The organism is Tessaracoccus defluvii (assembly GCF_014489575.1).
GTDB lineage: Bacteria > Actinomycetota > Actinomycetes > Propionibacteriales > Propionibacteriaceae > Arachnia > Arachnia defluvii.
The window spans coordinates 3,139,596-3,154,556 of the sequence record NZ_CP060789.1 but is presented as its reverse complement, the minus strand read 5'-3'; the positions used below and the strand labels follow the sequence as shown (position 1 = coordinate 3,154,556).

Annotated in this window: 10 protein-coding genes and 4 pseudogenes; 11 read left to right on the top strand and 3 right to left on the bottom strand. The window is 70.6% G+C overall.

Annotation, left to right across the window (positions count from 1 at the left end; genetic code table 11):
- Positions 1 to 108 precede the first annotated feature (108 nt).
- The 5 genes from H9L22_RS14935 (at position 109) to H9L22_RS14920 (ending at position 5,297) form a co-directional block, all read left to right on the top strand.
- Positions 109 to 1,209 (top strand): YhgE/Pip domain-containing protein, encoded by a 1,101-nt coding sequence (locus H9L22_RS14935; RefSeq protein WP_187720604.1) that lies wholly within the window; start codon positions 109 to 111, stop codon positions 1,207 to 1,209.
- A 132-nt stretch (positions 1,210 to 1,341) separates the two neighbouring features.
- Positions 1,342 to 2,709: an MMPL family transporter gene (locus tag H9L22_RS14930; RefSeq protein WP_226965895.1), complete on the top strand. Its 1,368-nt coding sequence runs from the start codon at positions 1,342 to 1,344 to the stop codon at positions 2,707 to 2,709.
- A complete protein-coding gene (locus tag H9L22_RS19150) occupies positions 2,607 to 3,440 on the top strand; it encodes an MMPL family transporter (RefSeq protein ID WP_226966335.1) in 834 nt (277 codons plus the stop codon). Before H9L22_RS14930 ends, H9L22_RS19150 begins: the two co-directional genes overlap by 103 nt.
- A complete protein-coding gene (locus H9L22_RS14925; protein ID WP_187720603.1) occupies positions 3,406 to 4,683 on the top strand; it encodes a sensor histidine kinase in 1,278 nt (425 codons plus the stop codon). The genes H9L22_RS19150 and H9L22_RS14925 overlap by 35 nt, the downstream gene beginning before the upstream one ends.
- On the top strand, positions 4,680 to 5,297 hold the full coding sequence (locus tag H9L22_RS14920; protein WP_187720602.1) for a response regulator: 618 nt from the start codon (positions 4,680 to 4,682) through the stop codon (positions 5,295 to 5,297). The genes H9L22_RS14925 and H9L22_RS14920 overlap by 4 nt, the downstream gene beginning before the upstream one ends.
- A 16-nt stretch (positions 5,298 to 5,313) precedes the next feature.
- On the opposite strand, the pseudogene H9L22_RS14910 reads toward H9L22_RS14920, so the two are convergent.
- Positions 5,314 to 6,182, bottom strand: a pseudogene (locus H9L22_RS14910) (DUF4862 family protein).
- A gap of 143 nt (positions 6,183 to 6,325) precedes the next feature.
- On the opposite strand from H9L22_RS14910, the pseudogene H9L22_RS20580 reads away from it, so the two are divergent.
- Positions 6,326 to 6,484 (top strand): annotated as a pseudogene (locus H9L22_RS20580) (LacI family DNA-binding transcriptional regulator); the annotation flags it as partial.
- A 12-nt stretch (positions 6,485 to 6,496) separates the two neighbouring features.
- Here H9L22_RS20580 and H9L22_RS19140 read toward each other — a convergent pair.
- Entirely contained in the window at positions 6,497 to 6,841 is a 345-nt protein-coding gene (locus H9L22_RS19140) for a hypothetical protein (protein WP_226966378.1), read from the bottom strand.
- Positions 6,842 to 6,879: 38 nt separating this feature from the next.
- On the opposite strand from H9L22_RS19140, the pseudogene H9L22_RS19135 reads away from it, so the two are divergent.
- The 5 genes and pseudogenes from H9L22_RS19135 to H9L22_RS20575 all read left to right on the top strand — a co-directional run.
- Positions 6,880 to 7,311, top strand: a pseudogene (locus tag H9L22_RS19135) (substrate-binding domain-containing protein); the annotation flags it as partial.
- A gap of 101 nt (positions 7,312 to 7,412) precedes the next feature.
- Positions 7,413 to 8,690 carry an MFS transporter gene (locus H9L22_RS14900; protein ID WP_187720599.1) on the top strand — a complete coding sequence of 426 codons (1,278 nt, stop codon included), beginning with the start codon at positions 7,413 to 7,415 and terminating at the stop codon, positions 8,688 to 8,690.
- Positions 8,690 to 11,098: a glycoside hydrolase family 3 N-terminal domain-containing protein gene (locus H9L22_RS14895; RefSeq protein WP_187720598.1), complete on the top strand. Its 2,409-nt coding sequence runs from the start codon at positions 8,690 to 8,692 to the stop codon at positions 11,096 to 11,098. The genes H9L22_RS14900 and H9L22_RS14895 overlap by 1 nt, the downstream gene beginning before the upstream one ends.
- Positions 11,095 to 13,313: pseudogene (locus H9L22_RS19855) on the top strand (family 78 glycoside hydrolase catalytic domain); the annotation flags it as partial. The gene H9L22_RS14895 and the pseudogene H9L22_RS19855, both read left to right, overlap by 4 nt.
- Entirely contained in the window at positions 13,314 to 13,634 is a 321-nt protein-coding gene (locus tag H9L22_RS20575; protein WP_406707837.1) for an alpha-L-rhamnosidase C-terminal domain-containing protein, read from the top strand.
- On the opposite strand, the gene H9L22_RS14885 is transcribed toward H9L22_RS20575, so the two are convergent.
- Positions 13,631 to 14,932, bottom strand: a complete 1,302-nt coding sequence (locus tag H9L22_RS14885) for a hypothetical protein (protein ID WP_187720597.1) — start codon at positions 14,930 to 14,932, stop codon at positions 13,631 to 13,633. The genes H9L22_RS20575 and H9L22_RS14885 overlap by 4 nt on opposite strands.
- Positions 14,933 to 14,961: the final 29 nt, after the last annotated feature.

Below are 14,961 nucleotides of genomic sequence, written 5' to 3'. Positions count from 1 at the left end.
CAGCGGAGCCTACAGTACCACAACGTAGACACGCACCGTATCTTAAGGAGTTCGCATGCCCCACCCCCGACAGGCGCCGCAGTACCCGCCTGGCTTCGCCCCATCCTCGTGATCGTCGGCGCGCTGGCCGCCGGCGCGCTCCTGGTGGCACCTATGGCCGCGATGGAACCGCGCGACCTCCCCCTCGCCGTCGTCAACCTCGACCAGGGCTTCACGACGCCACAGGTCACCGTCGAGGCGGGCAAGCAGGTCGCCGAAGCGGTCAGCACGAACGACATGGACGGTCTGGTCGCGTGGCAACAGCTCGACTCGCAGGCCGCTCTGGATGAGGCGCTCGCGGACAACGACGTCTACGCGGCGCTGGTCGTGCCGGCCGACTTCAGTGAGTCGCAGGTCATGGCCCAGCAGGGAGCGGGCGCGGCCGCCCCACTGACGCTGATCGTCAACGAGGGCAAGCACCCCATGGTGACGGCGCAGCTGTCGGCGTCGCTGGGCGGGCTAGCCCCCGCCGGGCTGCCCGTCGAGATCGTGACCGAGGCCTATCACGAGATCCCCGAAGCCATCGGGCTGACGGCCACGATCCTGCCGATGGTGTTCATGATCCTCGTCTACATCGTCGCCTACGCGGGCGGCATCACCGTCAGGGGCGCGCTCCCGCTCGACGGTGCCGTCACCACCGCAGCCAGCCAGCCCGCGCACCGGGTCCGGCGCGCCCTGCTGCAGCTCGGCATCGCCGTCTGCGCGGCGATCGTCACGGGGGCCACCGCCACCTGGGTGCTGACCCTCTTCGCCCCTGACCTCACCTTCCACGTCGCCGGCGCCGTGACCTTCCTCGCCATCGCCGCCTTTGCACTCATGACGGTGGTGATCGGCTCGGTCAACTGGCTGGGCATGGGTGGCATGGTCGTTCCGGTGGGCATCCTCCTGCTGGGGCTCGGCACAGCGAACATGCCGTTCGAGTTCCTGCCCGCCTTCTGGCAGGACCTCGTCTACCCCTGGAACCCGCTCCGCTTCCTGGCCGAAGGATCGCGCGCCCTGCTGTTCCAGGACGCGGGCTGGTGGAACGCGGCGACCCCGGCGCTGGTGCTGACGGGCCTTGTGGGAGCTGTGTTGGTGCTCTCGTCGGTGTTCACCCCACGCGGCCGGAGCAGGAGCCGGCGCAGGCCTGAGCGATCGCCGTCCGGGCCTTGTCCAAGGCTGAGTGCTTAGTAGCCTTGGATTGGGCGCTCGCCGGGACCAGCTTCCGGACGGCGGATCAGCCTGCCCTCATCCAAAAGGATGACGCCAGGTTCACCTTCCTCCGCGATGCCCCGCCCCCGCCCCGACTGGTGAGGTGATGTCATGGCAGAAAATCGGCTCCGCACCCCACTCCCCGAACGGCTCACCTCCCGCAGAGGTGCCTGGATCTCCCTCGGGCTCGTCCTGACCATCATGGTCGTCCTCTTCGGGGTGTTCGGCTCCGCGAAGGCGCCGGCCCTGAACGACCAGGCCCCGGCCGGCTCCGAATCCAGCCGTGTCAGCGAGCTGATGCAGAAGTTCCCGAACGCCGAGGAACAGTCGGTGCTCGTCGTCGCCTCCCGCGAGGACGGCGCCGCGTTCAGCGATGCGGACCTCGACGAGCTCAAGGGCCTGCTGCCCGTGCTCGACGGCTTGTCCGACGCGGATTCGACGGGGCCGATGGTCAGCGACGACGGGCAGGCGGCCCTCCTGGTCGCGCCCATCACCGTGGGCGAGACGAACTCCGACACCGCGCAGGTGATCAAGGCGATGCGGGCGGCCCTGGCCGACAACACCCCGGACGGCATCGCCCTGCACGTCACCGGCGGCCCGGCGTTCGGCGCCGACGTGGCGGCCTCCTTCGAGGGCGCCGACTTCACGCTGCTGCTCGTCACCATCCTCATCGTCGCCGTCCTGCTGATCGTCACCTACCGTTCCCCCGTCCTTTGGCTGATCCCGCTCACCGCCGTCGGCCTCGCCGACGGGCTCGCGGGCCGCCTCACGGCCGCCGCCGGCGCCCAGTGGGATCTGCAGTTCGATGCCGGCATCATCAGCGTGCTGGTCTTCGGCGCAGGCACGAACTACGCGCTGCTCCTCATCTCCCGCTACCGCGAGGAACTCCAGACCACCGACGACCACCGCGCCGCGCTGGCGACGGCGTGGCGGGCGACGGTCCCCGCGATCCTGGCGTCCAACGTCACCGTGGTGCTCGCCCTCCTGACCCTCGTGCTCGCCGTCATCCCCGGCACCAACGGCCTCGGTGTTTCGTCCGCCATCGGCCTGCTGATCGCCCTGGCCGCCGTCCTCTTCCTGCTGCCCCCGCTTCTGGCCGTGTGCGGCCGGAAGGTGTTCTGGCCGTTCGTCCCGCGTCCGGGTGAAACCGCGCGGCAGGGCGGCGTCTGGCGTCGGATCGCCTCCACTGTGGTGCGCCAGCCTGCCCGAGCCTGCTCGCCGGCCTGGCGCTACTCGCCGTCATGTCCGCCGGACTGTTCGGCATGTCGGTCGGGCTCGACCAGATCGAGAAGTTCCGCGTGCAGTCCGAGTCGGCCGCCGGCCTCGTGGTGCTGTCCGAGCATTTCCCGCCCGGTGAGGCGCAGCCCGTCTACGTCATCGCGAACGCCGAGGAGGCCGAGGCCGTCGTCACCGCCGTCAAGGATCTCGACGGCGTCGTCCGCGCCCACCCGATCGGCACGACCGACGACGGCTCGCTGACGAAGATCATGGTCACCAGCGAGTACGCGCCGAGCTCGGAAGAGAGCCTTGCCCAGATCACGCAGCTGCGTGACGTCGTCCACGCGGTGCCGGATGCGGACGCCCTGGTGGGCGGCGCGGTCGCCACCGACCTCGACGCCCGCGACGGCAATGAGCGCGACCTGCTGGTCGTGGCCCCGCTGGTGCTGCTGGTCGCGTTCGTCGTCCTCGTGCTGCTGCTGCGCTCGATCGTGGCCCCCGTGCTGCTGCTCCTGGTGAACCTGGCCAGCGCGCTCGGGGCCATCGGCGCAGGCGCCTGGCTCAGCCGCGTGCTCTTCGATCAGCAGGCCCTCGACCTGCAGGTTCCGCTGCTGTCGTTCCTGTTCCTCGTCGCGCTCGGCATCGACTACACGATCTTCCTCGTCCACCGGGCGCGCTCCGAGGCCGCCGTCCGGGGCACACGGGCCGGCATGGTCGAGGCGGTCGCCCACACGGGCAGCGTCATCACCAGCGCCGGCATCGTGCTGGCTGCCGTGTTCGCGGCCCTCGGCGTGCTGCCGCTGGTCACGCTCGGACAACTCGGGCTCATCGTCGGCGTCGGCGTGATCGTCGATACGCTCGTGGTGCGCACCGTCATCGTCCCCGCGATCTTCACGCTGGTCGGCGACCGCATCTGGTGGCCGGGAAAGCCGAAGGCGGCGCAGGAAGAGTTGGCCCATGAACGCGGTGAACACCCCGCTGTCGCAGCCTGAGCTCGCGGGCTCGGCTTCGGCCGCCCGGACGGCCCGGGCGATGGAGGTCGGCCAGCACGTCATCGCCGCGCTCCTCACCACGATCGGAGTCATCCGGGCTGTCGGGGTCGGCACCCCCGCCCCGGCCGCGATCGCGGCGGGGCTGGCGATCCTGGCCTGGCACACGGCCGGCGCGATTCTCCCGGCGCGCACGCCGTCCCGCCGCGCGGCGGTCTGGTGGCTGATTGGTTTCGCGGTGATCTGGATCGCCGCCGTCGCCGTCTCCTCGGAGTTCGTCTGGGTGGCCTTCCTGCTGTGGCTGCTGGCCGGTCACCTGCTGCCGACGGTGTGGGGGCTGACGTTCTCGGCCCTCGTGCTGGCGGTGGTGATCGTCGCCCCGATCCTGCAGCACGGTGGCACGAGCTACGCCAACGTGTTCGGCCCGGCCATCGGGGGCGTGTTCGCGTTCGCCATCTCGCGGGGTTACCTGCAGCTCCTCCACGACGCGGCGGAGCGTGAACGCCTCGTCGCCTCGCTCCGGTTGGCGCAGCAGGAGATGTCGGCACTGCAGGACGAACTCCTGCTGGCCCAGCGGCACTCCGGGGCGGTCGCCGAACGCACCCGCATCTCCCGCGACATCCACGACACCGTCGCGCAGGGACTGTCGTCGATCCGGCTGCTGGCCCACGCGGGCGCGGCCCGCAGCCAGGACCCGGAGGCGACCGACACCTTGACCCGGGTGGAATCGCTCGCCGGCGACAGCCTCACCGACGTGCGCAGAATCATCGCCGCCCTCGCGCCGGCAGAGCTGGAGGCCGCGGCGCTGGCCGCCGCCCTGCGGAGAGTGCTCGACCGAGCCGCCGAGGATTCCGGCCTGGCGACCGAGCTCCACGTCGACGAATCCCTGCCACGGCTGCCCACCGCGGTCGAGGTCGCGCTGCTGCGCACCGCCCAGTCTGCGCTGGCCAACGTGCGCCTCCACGCACAGGCCACCCGCGTCGTGCTGAGCCTGATCGACGACGACGCCACCGTCCGGCTCGACCTCATCGACGACGGCGTCGGCTTCGACGTCGCCGCCTGGGAGAGCGGCGACCAGGGCCGCTCCACCACGTCCGGCTACGGGCTGCGGTTCATGCGCACCCGCCTGCGCGAACTCGGCGGCGGCCTCGACATCGAGAGCGCGCCCGGCGAGGGGACAGCCCTGTCGGCTCACCTTCCCATCGCACCCGCCCCCACCCGCCGAGCAGCACAGGAGACGCCATGACCATCACCGTCCTGCTCGTCGACGACCATCCCGTCGTGCGCAGCGGCCTGCGCGCCGTCCTCGAAGCCGACGACCTGAGCGTCGTCGGCGAGGCGTCCACCGGCGAGGAGGCCATCGTCCTGGCCGGGCACCTGCGCCCCGACGTGGTGCTGTGCGACCTCCGCCTCGGGGCGGGCATCGACGGCATCGAGACCACCGCCGCACTCCGGGCGCTGACGCCGGCGCCGGCCGTGCTGATCCTCACGACATTCGACCGCGACGCCGAGATCCTCGGCGCCATCGGGGCCGGGGCCGCCGGCTACGTCCTGAAGGACGTCTCCCCGGAGGCGATCATCGACGGCATCCGGCGCGCGGCGACCGGTGACATGGTCCTCACGCCGGAGCTGACCACCCGCGTCCTCAAGGGGATGCGCAGCCCGCTGCCGCGCCTGACGGCCCGCGAGCTGGAGGTGCTGCGGCTGATCGCGACGGGGGCGGGCAACAAGGAGATCGCCCGGGTCCTGTTCGTGACGGAGGCGACGGTGAAGAGCCACGTGTCACACATCTTCACCAAGCTGGACGTGGACAGCAGGTCGCGGGCCATCCACGTCGCCCGGGAGACAGGCCTCCTGTAGCGGGCTCCCGTGCCCCTCAGCTGGTCGCGGCGTCCACCATCGCCAGCATCTCCAGCAGCGCCTCCGCCCTGGCCTCCGCTCCGAGGCGGGAGGGCAGCGAGATCTTGAAGCCCCGCCACACGTCATCGGCAGCCGCGAGGCAGTCGGCCATGATCTCCGGCGTCAACAGCGACCCCTCGGGGCCGGCCGAGTGGCCGCTGGGCGCGAGGTGCGCGTCGATCCACCCGGCGCTGACCTCGTTGACGACCGGCGACACCGACGAGAACATCAGCCCCCGCAGCAGCCCGCGGCCCGCGGCCTCACGGACGTGAGCCAGGCCGGTGTCGGCGTCACGGGTCTCGATGACGGAGCGCGCCCAGTTGATCGACACGCCGAGCCCGGCCCCGGCGGCTGCGTCCAGCTCCTCGGCCAGCGTGAGGAATCCCTTCTCGACGGCGTGCGCGTCGGACCACGCGTCGCAGTGCTCGACGACGACCTGCGTCTCCCCCAACCCCAGCCCGCGAGCTCGGCCAGCGAATCGGCGAACGCGGCGGCGTCCGCGGTGCGGGTCGGTGCGCTGTGCAGCTCGACGGCGAGGACGTCGACCTCCGCGGACCGGACCGCCGCGTGCACCGTCCGCAGGTAGTCGAGGGCGCCGGCGCGACCGGCGGCGTCGGGCGAGGCGAGGCCGAAGGTCGGGTCGGTGCCGACCCGCTGCATCGTCTCGGGAATCAGGGTGACGACGTAGCGCCACGTGTCGGGAGCGCCGGCAGGGACCTCGATGACTCCGCCGCGGAACGGGGTCTCCAGCCCGTCGACCAGCGGCGACGCCGCGAGTGCCTCGACCACGGGCCGGGCGTCGATCAGTCCTCCGAAGGCGGCGTATCCGCCGACGATCTGGCCCATGGGGTTCTCCGTTCGCTCCGCTCGGGACGGCGCCCCGGGACAGCCCTATTCTTCCAGCGCAGCACGCACATCCACGACGGGAGGCCACGACCCCGCCGGTGCTAGGTTGGGGCGACTAGCGCGTGACAGTTCCGGGAGACCCCATGACCACCACACCGCCGAAGCGGGTGACCGCTGCCGACGTCGCTCGCTCGCTCGGGCTCTCGCGCGCCACCGTCGGCTTCGTGCTCAACGACACCCCCGGCCAGAAGATCTCCGACGCCACCCGCGAGCGCGTCATCGCTGAGGCCGCCCGGCTCGGCTACCGCGCCAACTCAGCGGCCCGCGCCCTGGCCAGCGGTCGCACGCGGATCGTCCTGCTCGTCCTGCCCGATTGGCCCCTCGACCACAACCTCCGCACCAATCTGGACGAGGCAGCCCACGCCCTCGACGAGGCCGGCTACTCGCTGGTCACCGTCTCCCCACACGCCGGCGGCAGGGCGCAGCCGCTGTGGGAGACCCTCAACCCGGACGTCGTCATGGGGCTGACGCCGTTCACGCGCGAACAGATCGCCGCCTTCCGCTCCGCCGGCGTCGAGCACATCGTCCCGGACACCTCCCGCGAGGACGGCTTCGCGTTCGACGAACTCAGCGACGGCCCCGTCGTGCAGGTCCGACACCTCGCCGAACGCGGCCGGACCCGGCTGGCCTATGCGGCCCCGCGGACCCGCGTCTCGCCGAACTGCGCGCGGTACGGCTGCGGGCCGCCCGCGCTGAGATCGACCGCACCCACGGCGTCGAGTTGGTCGCCACGGTCGACGTGGACACCGACACCGACACCGAGCGTCTGGCAGAGGTGTTCGCGGCAGGAGCGGACGGGATCGTCGCCTATAACGACGACGTCGCCGCCCGCCTTCTCGGCGCCGCGCTGCGAGCCGGGATCGACGTGCCGGGCGCGCTGGCCATCGTCGGCCATGACGACACCCCGATCGCCGGGCTCCTCGTCCCAGCGCTCAGCACCGTCCGCATCGACATCGCGGGCTTGGGCCGCTACTTCGCCGAGATGGCCCTGACGGCGGCCGAGGGCCTCCCGATCCCGGAGGTCCGCCCAACGGCGCAGGCGCAGCTCGTCGTGCGCGAGACCACCTGACAGACACCCGCTATCCCATATGCTTGCGCGTGCTAGTGAGCCGGGCTAACATCCGGAGGTAGCACGCGCTAGTGCGAATACTGCGAGACGACGGAGTCCCCATGTCACCCACCGACGAACCCACCATCGCCGTAGACGGCGACGCCCCAGAGGCGGCCGCTCCTCAGAAGGTCGGGGGACTTTTCCTCACCCTGTTCGGTCTCATGAACTTCGGCCTCTATCTGACGGTGATGATGCCGGCCCTCTTCAGCCTCCCGTACAAGGTGCAGTTGCTGGCCCCGGACTCGAAGGCGTCGGTGCTCGGCATGGTCGCGACCGTGGGCGCGATCGTCTCGATCCTCACCGGTCCGCTCGCGGGGGTCCTCAGCGATCAGACGCGCTCCCGGTGGGGACGGCGCAGGCCCTGGCTGCTGGGCGGCATCCTCGTGGTGCTCGCGGGCTCCCTGATCGTCGCCTCGGCCGCATCGGTCCCGGTGTTGTTGCTCGGCTGGATGGTCGTGTGCGCCGGCGGGGGCGGCGTGGGCGCCGCGATCACGCCGGTGGTCGCCGAGCGAGTTCCGGAGGCCCAGCGCGGCACCGTCGGGGCCATCGTCGGCGTGGCCACGCAGCTGGCAGGCGTGCTCGGCTACACGATCGGAGGCCTGCTGACCGGCAGCCTGATCCTGCTGTTCGTCCTACCCATCGCGGTCCTGGCCGTGTTCGCGCTGGTCTACTCGCTCGTCTTCCCGGATTCGACGGCGCCGGTCGAGAAGGTGTCGGTGGGAGAGACCTTCCGCATGCTCGTCTTCGACCCCCGCAAGCACCGCGACTTCTCGCTGGTCTGGCTGGGCAAGCTCCTCATGCAGACGTCGCTGGCCTTCCTCACTACCTACCAGCTCTACTTCCTGGCCGACCGGCTCGGGTTCACCGCCGAGGAGGCGGGCCAGCGCCTGGCCCTGGTGGGCGGCATCGGCATCCTCGTGACGATGGGGTTCGCCGTCACGTCCGGCATCCTGTCGGACCGGATGCGTCGCAGGAAGCTGTTCGTCGTCACGTCGTCGGTGCTGACGGCCGTGGGGCTCACCCTGATGGCGTTTACCGACGGCTTCGGCCTGTTCTTCGCCGCCGTCATGTTCGTGCTCGGCGCCGCGGGGATGTTCGGCTCGACCGATGTCGCGATGGCCAGCGACCTGGTTCCCGAGCGGGACAAGGCCGGACGCTGGATGGCCACCTACAACCTCGCCGCGACCCTGTCGGGCGCGATCGCCCCCATGCTCGGCGCAGGTCTGCTGGCGTTGAACGACCCGACCGGAGGGAACTACACCGCGCTGTTCCTGGCCGGCGCCGTCATCGCCCTCGGCACGGGCGCCGTCACGCTGCTGATCCGCGGGGTCCGTTGATGTCTCTGGCGCCGCTGACCCTGGAGGAGAAGGCGCTGCTGCTCGAGGGGGTCGATTCCTGGCACACCAACGCGGTGCCCCGCCTCGGTGTGCGGCGCCTGACGCTGACCGACGGCCCACACGGCGTCCGCAGGGTCAAGCGCGACGCCGGTGCATTCGGCCTCGCCGAGGCCGAGCCGTCGACGGCGTTTCCCACCTCCGGCACCCTGGCGAAGACCTGGAACCCGGACCTGGCACGGGAAGTGGGCGCCGCCATCGGCCGGGAGGCCGCGGCCCTGGGGGTCGACGTGCTGCTCGCGCCGGGCGTCAACATCGTGCGCAGCCCCCTGTGTGGCCGCAACTTCGAGTACTACTCGGAGGATCCCCTTGTCAGCGGGGTGTTCGGGGCCGCTTTCGTCGCCGGTGTCCAGAGCGAGGGCGTGGCGGCCTGCGTCAAGCACTTCGCCGCCAACTCAAACGAGGACTTCCGGTTCGTCGGCGACAGCATCGTCGACGAGCGCGCGCTACGGGAGATCTACCTGCGCGCCTTCGAGCGCGTCGTGACCGAGGCTGAGCCTGCCAGCGTCATGTGCGCCTATAACCGGCTCAACGGCACGTTCTGCTCGGAGCACGGCGACCTGCTGACAGGGATCCTGCGCGACGAATGGGGGTTCGACGGTGTCGTCGTGACCGACTGGGGAGCCACGAACGACCGCGTCGCCGGGATCGCCGCCGGCTGTGAACTCGACATGCCGGGCGGCGTCGAGCACAACCGGGCTGAGATCGTCGCCGCTGTGCGCGACGGACGGCTCCCGCACACACTGCTCGACCGCGCTGTGGCCCGCGTCCTCACCCTCGCCGACCGCTGCACCGCCGGGCAAGGTGGCGACGTCGACCTGGCCGCGCACGCCGCCCTCGCAGAGCGGGTCGCCGTCGAGGGCGCGGTGCTGCTGAACAACGACGGCGTCCTGCCGCTCTCCTCTGGTGCCGCAGGTCTCGTCGTGATCGGCGAGCATTTCGAGAAGATGCGTTTCCAGGGGGCGGGCTCCTCGCTCATCCGGCCGCCGGAGATCATCACGCCACGGCAGGCCTTCGACCGCCGCGGCGTCGAGTACCGGTTCGCGCCTGGCTACCGGTCTCTGAACGCGGAGCCGGACGACACGCTCGAAGCCGAGGCGGTCGCCGCGGCAGCCGGGGCGGGCACGGTTCTGTTCTTCTGTGGCCTCGGTGATCTGGAGGAGAGCGAGGGATTCGACCGGCCGGACCTGTCGCTGGCCGCCGGGCAGCGCAGGCTGCTCGGGCGCCTGCTCGACGGTGGCGCCAGATTGGTGCTGGTCGTGTCGGCGGGCGCACCCGTCTCCATCCCCCGGGCCGACGAAGCGGCGGCGGTGCTGCTGCTGTCACTGCCGGGCCAGAACGGAGGCGAGGCCGCCGCCCGCCTGCTGTTCGGGGAGGCGAACCCTTCGGGTCGGCTCACCGAGAGCTGGCCCCGCACCGCCGACGACGCGGGCTGCGCCGCCGACTGGAACCGGTCGGCCGTGGCCCGTTACTACGAGTCGATCTACGTCGGCTACCGTTTCCATGACATGGCCGGAACGGATCTGGCCTGGCCCTTCGGCCACGGCCTGTCCTACACGACCTTCGCTTACCGCGACCTGGCGGTTGAGGTCCGCGAAGGCCGGGTCCATGTGACGGTCACGATCGCCAACACCGGTCCACGCGACGGTGCCGAAGTCGTGCAGCTCTACGTGCGCAACAACGCCGGCGCCGTATTCAAGGCTGACAAGGAGCTGCGGGCCTTCACGAAGGTCGCCGTCGCCGCGGGGGCCGCGGAGCGGGTCGAATTGACGTTCCCGCTCACGGACCTGGCGTACTGGGACGTCGCTCGACACGGCTGGGTGGTGGAGAACGGAGACTACGAAGTCCAGGTCGCCGCCTCAGCCACCGACATCCGTCTCGCCGCACCGCTCACCGTGACGGACGGCGTCGAGTCGCGCTCCCCCTACCCGGCGTCCGTCGACCGCGCCTACGCGACACCGCCCCAGAGCGTCCCCGCCGAGTTCGCCGCGCTCGTCGGCGCACCGATCCCTGCGGCGCCGTCCACCCGTCACCTGGCGATGCAGACCCGTCTGGTCGACTCCCGCGCGACGCTCCTCGGCGGAATCATGTACCGCGCGGTGGTCGGACGCGTCCGTCGAGACCTGGACACGGCGCTCGCCCTCCCCGAGGGCCCCGAACGGGACGCCCGGGTGAAGTCCGCCCACTTCGTCTGGCGGATGATGCCGTCGATGTCGTTGCGGGTGATGGTCATGTCGTCCGGCGGGGTGCTCCCGCATCGCGTCGCCGCCGGCCTCTCCGATCTCGCCGCAGGCCACCCTGTCCGCGGCGTCAGCCGTCTACTCACCCGCGCAAGGAAGGTCTCCCGATGAGGATCACCCGGCTCACCGTCGACGGTCTCGAGGACGGCTGCATCACCGACGAGCCACCGACGTTCGCCTTCTCCCTCGCCTCAGACATCGAGGGCGAGGCTCTCGCTGCTGCGCGGATCCGCGTCGGCGACTGGACTCACGACACCACCGACCAGGTCGGCATCCGCTACGACGGCACCCTCGCACCGCACACCGACTACACGGTCGTCGTCGAGGCCACCGGCACCAGCGGCACCACCGCCACCGCGGAGACCAGCTTCCGGACCGGTCGCCTCGGCGCACCCTGGGCGGCCCTGTGGATCACCGACGCCTCCTACGAGACCCCGACGAAGCAGTCACCGGTGCCGATGGTGTTCCGCACCCGCTTCACGGCGGGCCGTCCGATCGCCCGCGCCTGGATCGAGGCCACGGCGCTGGGCGTCTACGAGCTGGAGCTCAACGGCGCCAAGGTCGGCGACGACTACTTCGCGCCGGGCTTCACGTCGTACCACCACCAGCTGCAGTACCAGACCTACGACGTGACGGACCGGCTCATCGACGACAACGTGCTGGTGGCAACGGTCGCCGGCGGCTGGGCCGTCGGTTCCTACACGTATAACCGCAAGAACAAGCTCTACGCCGACCGTCAGGCACTGCTGCTTGAGGTGCATGTCGAATACGTCGACGGCGGCCGCGACGTCGTCGCCACCGGGCCCGGCTGGGAGGTCTCGCTCGACGGACCGGTGCAGATGGCCGAGTGGTACGACGGCGAGACCGTCGACGCACGGATCACGGCTGACGAGATGACCTGGCGCCCTGCGGATGTCACGACTCCACGCCACGTGCCGCGGATCCTGGCCCAGTACGGCCCACCGGCGCGGGTGCAGCAGCGGCTGACGCCGGTCCCACACAGCGTGACTCCCACCGGCGAGCTGATCTACGACTTCGGCCAGAACTTCGCCGGCGTCGTGCACGCCCGGCTCCGCGGCCGGAGCGGTCAGACCGTGGTGTTCCGGCACGCAGAGGTCCTCGTCGGCGGCGAACTGTTCGTGAAGTCGCTCCGCACCGCGAAGGCGACCGCCACCTACACCTGCGTCGACGGCGACCAGACCTACTCGCCGCGGCAGACGTACATGGGCTTCCGGTACGTCGGCGTCACGGGCATAGAACCCGATGCGCTCGAACTGACGGGTCTCGTCCTGCACAGCGAGCTCCGACGGACCGGCACTTTCACCTGCTCCGATGAGCGGCTGAACCGGCTGCAGTCCGCCATCGAGTGGGGCGGCCGCTCCAACTTCGTCGACATCCCCACCGACTGCCCGCAGCGGGACGAGCGCGAGGGTTGGACGGGCGACTACGCCGTCTTTGCCCCCACGGCCAGCTACAACTTCGACATGGGCCGCTTCGTCGGGAAGTGGCTGCGGGACGTCGGCGCGGAGCAGGGCAAGGGTGGCGGGATCCCGATGGTGGTGCCGCGCTCGGGCAACCCGTTCCCTGTCATGGCCACCTCCGTGTGGGGTGACGTGTGCGTGCTCGCGCCGTGGGCTGAGTACCTCGCGCGCGGCGACCTCGGCCTGCTGCGGCGCACGTACCCGACGATGAAGCGGTTCCTCGACGCGGCGGCGTGGTGGTCACGCTTGGCGTCGCTGGGAGACCGGCGACTGATCTGGCGGTTCCCCTTCCACTTCGGCGACTGGACCTCCCCCGACGGCTCGGCCCGTGAGTGGATCGCGAAGGGTCGCTGGATCGGCACGGCCTACTTCGCCAACTCGTGCCGGATCGTCGCCGACATCGCCGACCTGCTCGGCGAACCCGAGGAGGCGGCCCGCTACCGGGCGTTGCGCGGCCGGATCGTCTCGGCGTTCCGCAACGTCTTCACCGACGGCGCCGGCACGCTGGCGAAGGAGTTCCAGACGGCCTACGTGCTGCCGCTGCGGTTCGACATGACGACAGGCCGGGAGACGACGACCATGGCAGCCAACCTGCTCCGGCTGATCGACGAGGCTGGCGGGCACCTCCGCACCGGCTTCCCCGGCACCCCCACATCCTGTTCGCGCTCTCCGACAACGGTCACGTCGACGCCGCGTTCGATCTGCTGCTGCAGACCGGCCCACCGTCCTGGCTGTACATGATCGAGGCCGGAGGCACCACCATCTGGGAGCGCTGGGACGCACTGCGGCCCGACGGCACCGTCAACACCGACGACCTGGGTTCCGGGAAGGATGACTCGGGCGGCATGGTCTCCTTCAACCACTACGCGGCCGGCGCCGTCGGGGAGTGGTTGTACACACGCGTCGCAGGCATCGAGCCGACGTCGGGCGGCTACCGGACCTTCCGGGTCGCGCCCCTTGTCGGCGGCGGTCTGACGTCGGCGGAGGGTGTGGTGGAGACGCCGTACGGGCGGGCGTCGTCGTCGTGGCGGATCGACGGGGACGGGATCTTCTCGCTCGACGTCGAGGTGCCGGTGTCGACCGCCTGCACCGTGGTGTTGCCGGACGGTTCGGAGTCCACGGTGGCGAGCGGGCGTCACAGCTTCACCGCCCGGATCGGCGCCTAGCGCTGGGGGCGCGTCCCGGCCCAGCGCTCCATCAGCTCCTCCTTCTGGCGGGCCGCGTTGCCCCGGCCGTACCACCAGGCGAACGCACCGCAGGCGAGCAGTGCGATGCCGATCCGCAGGACCAGGAACCACGTCTCCTCCTCGACGACCAGGATCGGATCCTCGAGGATGAGCCCGGTCCAGGCGATCTCGACGATCACGCTTCCGAGCATGTGGAAGAGCAGAAAGAAGGAGAACAACGGGGCCTGCTGCAGCAGCACATGGTGGAGCAGGGCCCATGGCGGCACGGTGGCGTTGTCGTCCGCGGCTTCGGCGAGGAGCGTCGTGCGCAGCCGGTAGCGCAGGATTGCGTGGACGAACAGCATCACGACACACGGGATCAGCGTCACGGCGAGGATCACGCCCGCCGAACCGGCCACGAACGCGACGACGCTCTCGCCGAGTCGGTTGAGGTCGCGCCGGTCGCAGTAGCGGCAGGGCTGCACGATCATGGTGGCCACCATCGTCAGGCCGAAGGTGCTCACCGCCGTGACAGCCAGGGCTGTGGTGATCCGGTCGACCTTGATGCTCAGGACGGCGAGCCGCGCGACGGCCGGCGACGCGACGCCCTTCTTGTTGGCCGGCACGAAGGTGCCCGCCTTATCGGTTCCCCAGAACTTTGCAGCACGCGACTCAGGCACCTTACGCAGGAGGGCCGCCCCCACGAGCGGGACGATGATGAGCACGACGGCCGCTATCGCCGACGGGCCAGCGTACGACTCGCCGTCAAAGGCCCCGACGATGGCGGTGATCCCCACGATCGGCCCCAGGACGAGGATCGTGAATCCCAGGATCGTCAGGCCTGGGAACAGGCCGAGCAGGGACCCGTCGCCCTCCTTCGTGACGTAGGAGTCCCGCTGCCAGCCGACCGGCACGAGGGCACGGTTGGCCTTCTCCTCGGTGAACCGGCCGAGGTGCCAGCGCAGCAGCGCGGCGTGGATGTCGCGGACCACGGCGTAGACGATGGCGAGACCGAACCCGCCGCCGAGCGCGGAAACCCCGAGGAATGCCCGAAAGAACTCATCGATACCGTCACGCACCCGCCACGGCAGGTCGAACGCCTCCGTCTCGATGAGGGCGATACCCACGACGACGCTGATGAGCAGGGTGGCGGCGTTGGCGAGGGCGCTGAAGAGCAGGCCGTGGCAGAGCCAGCGGATGAGGTCGAGCCACAGCGGGGTCGGGTAGGTGTGCCCGCGGTCGATGGGCGTGCGAGGTTGGGCGGCATTGTCTTGGGTCTGGGCTGGGCGCTTGGACACCGGTCGAGAGTAGACGGTTCGGAGGCCAT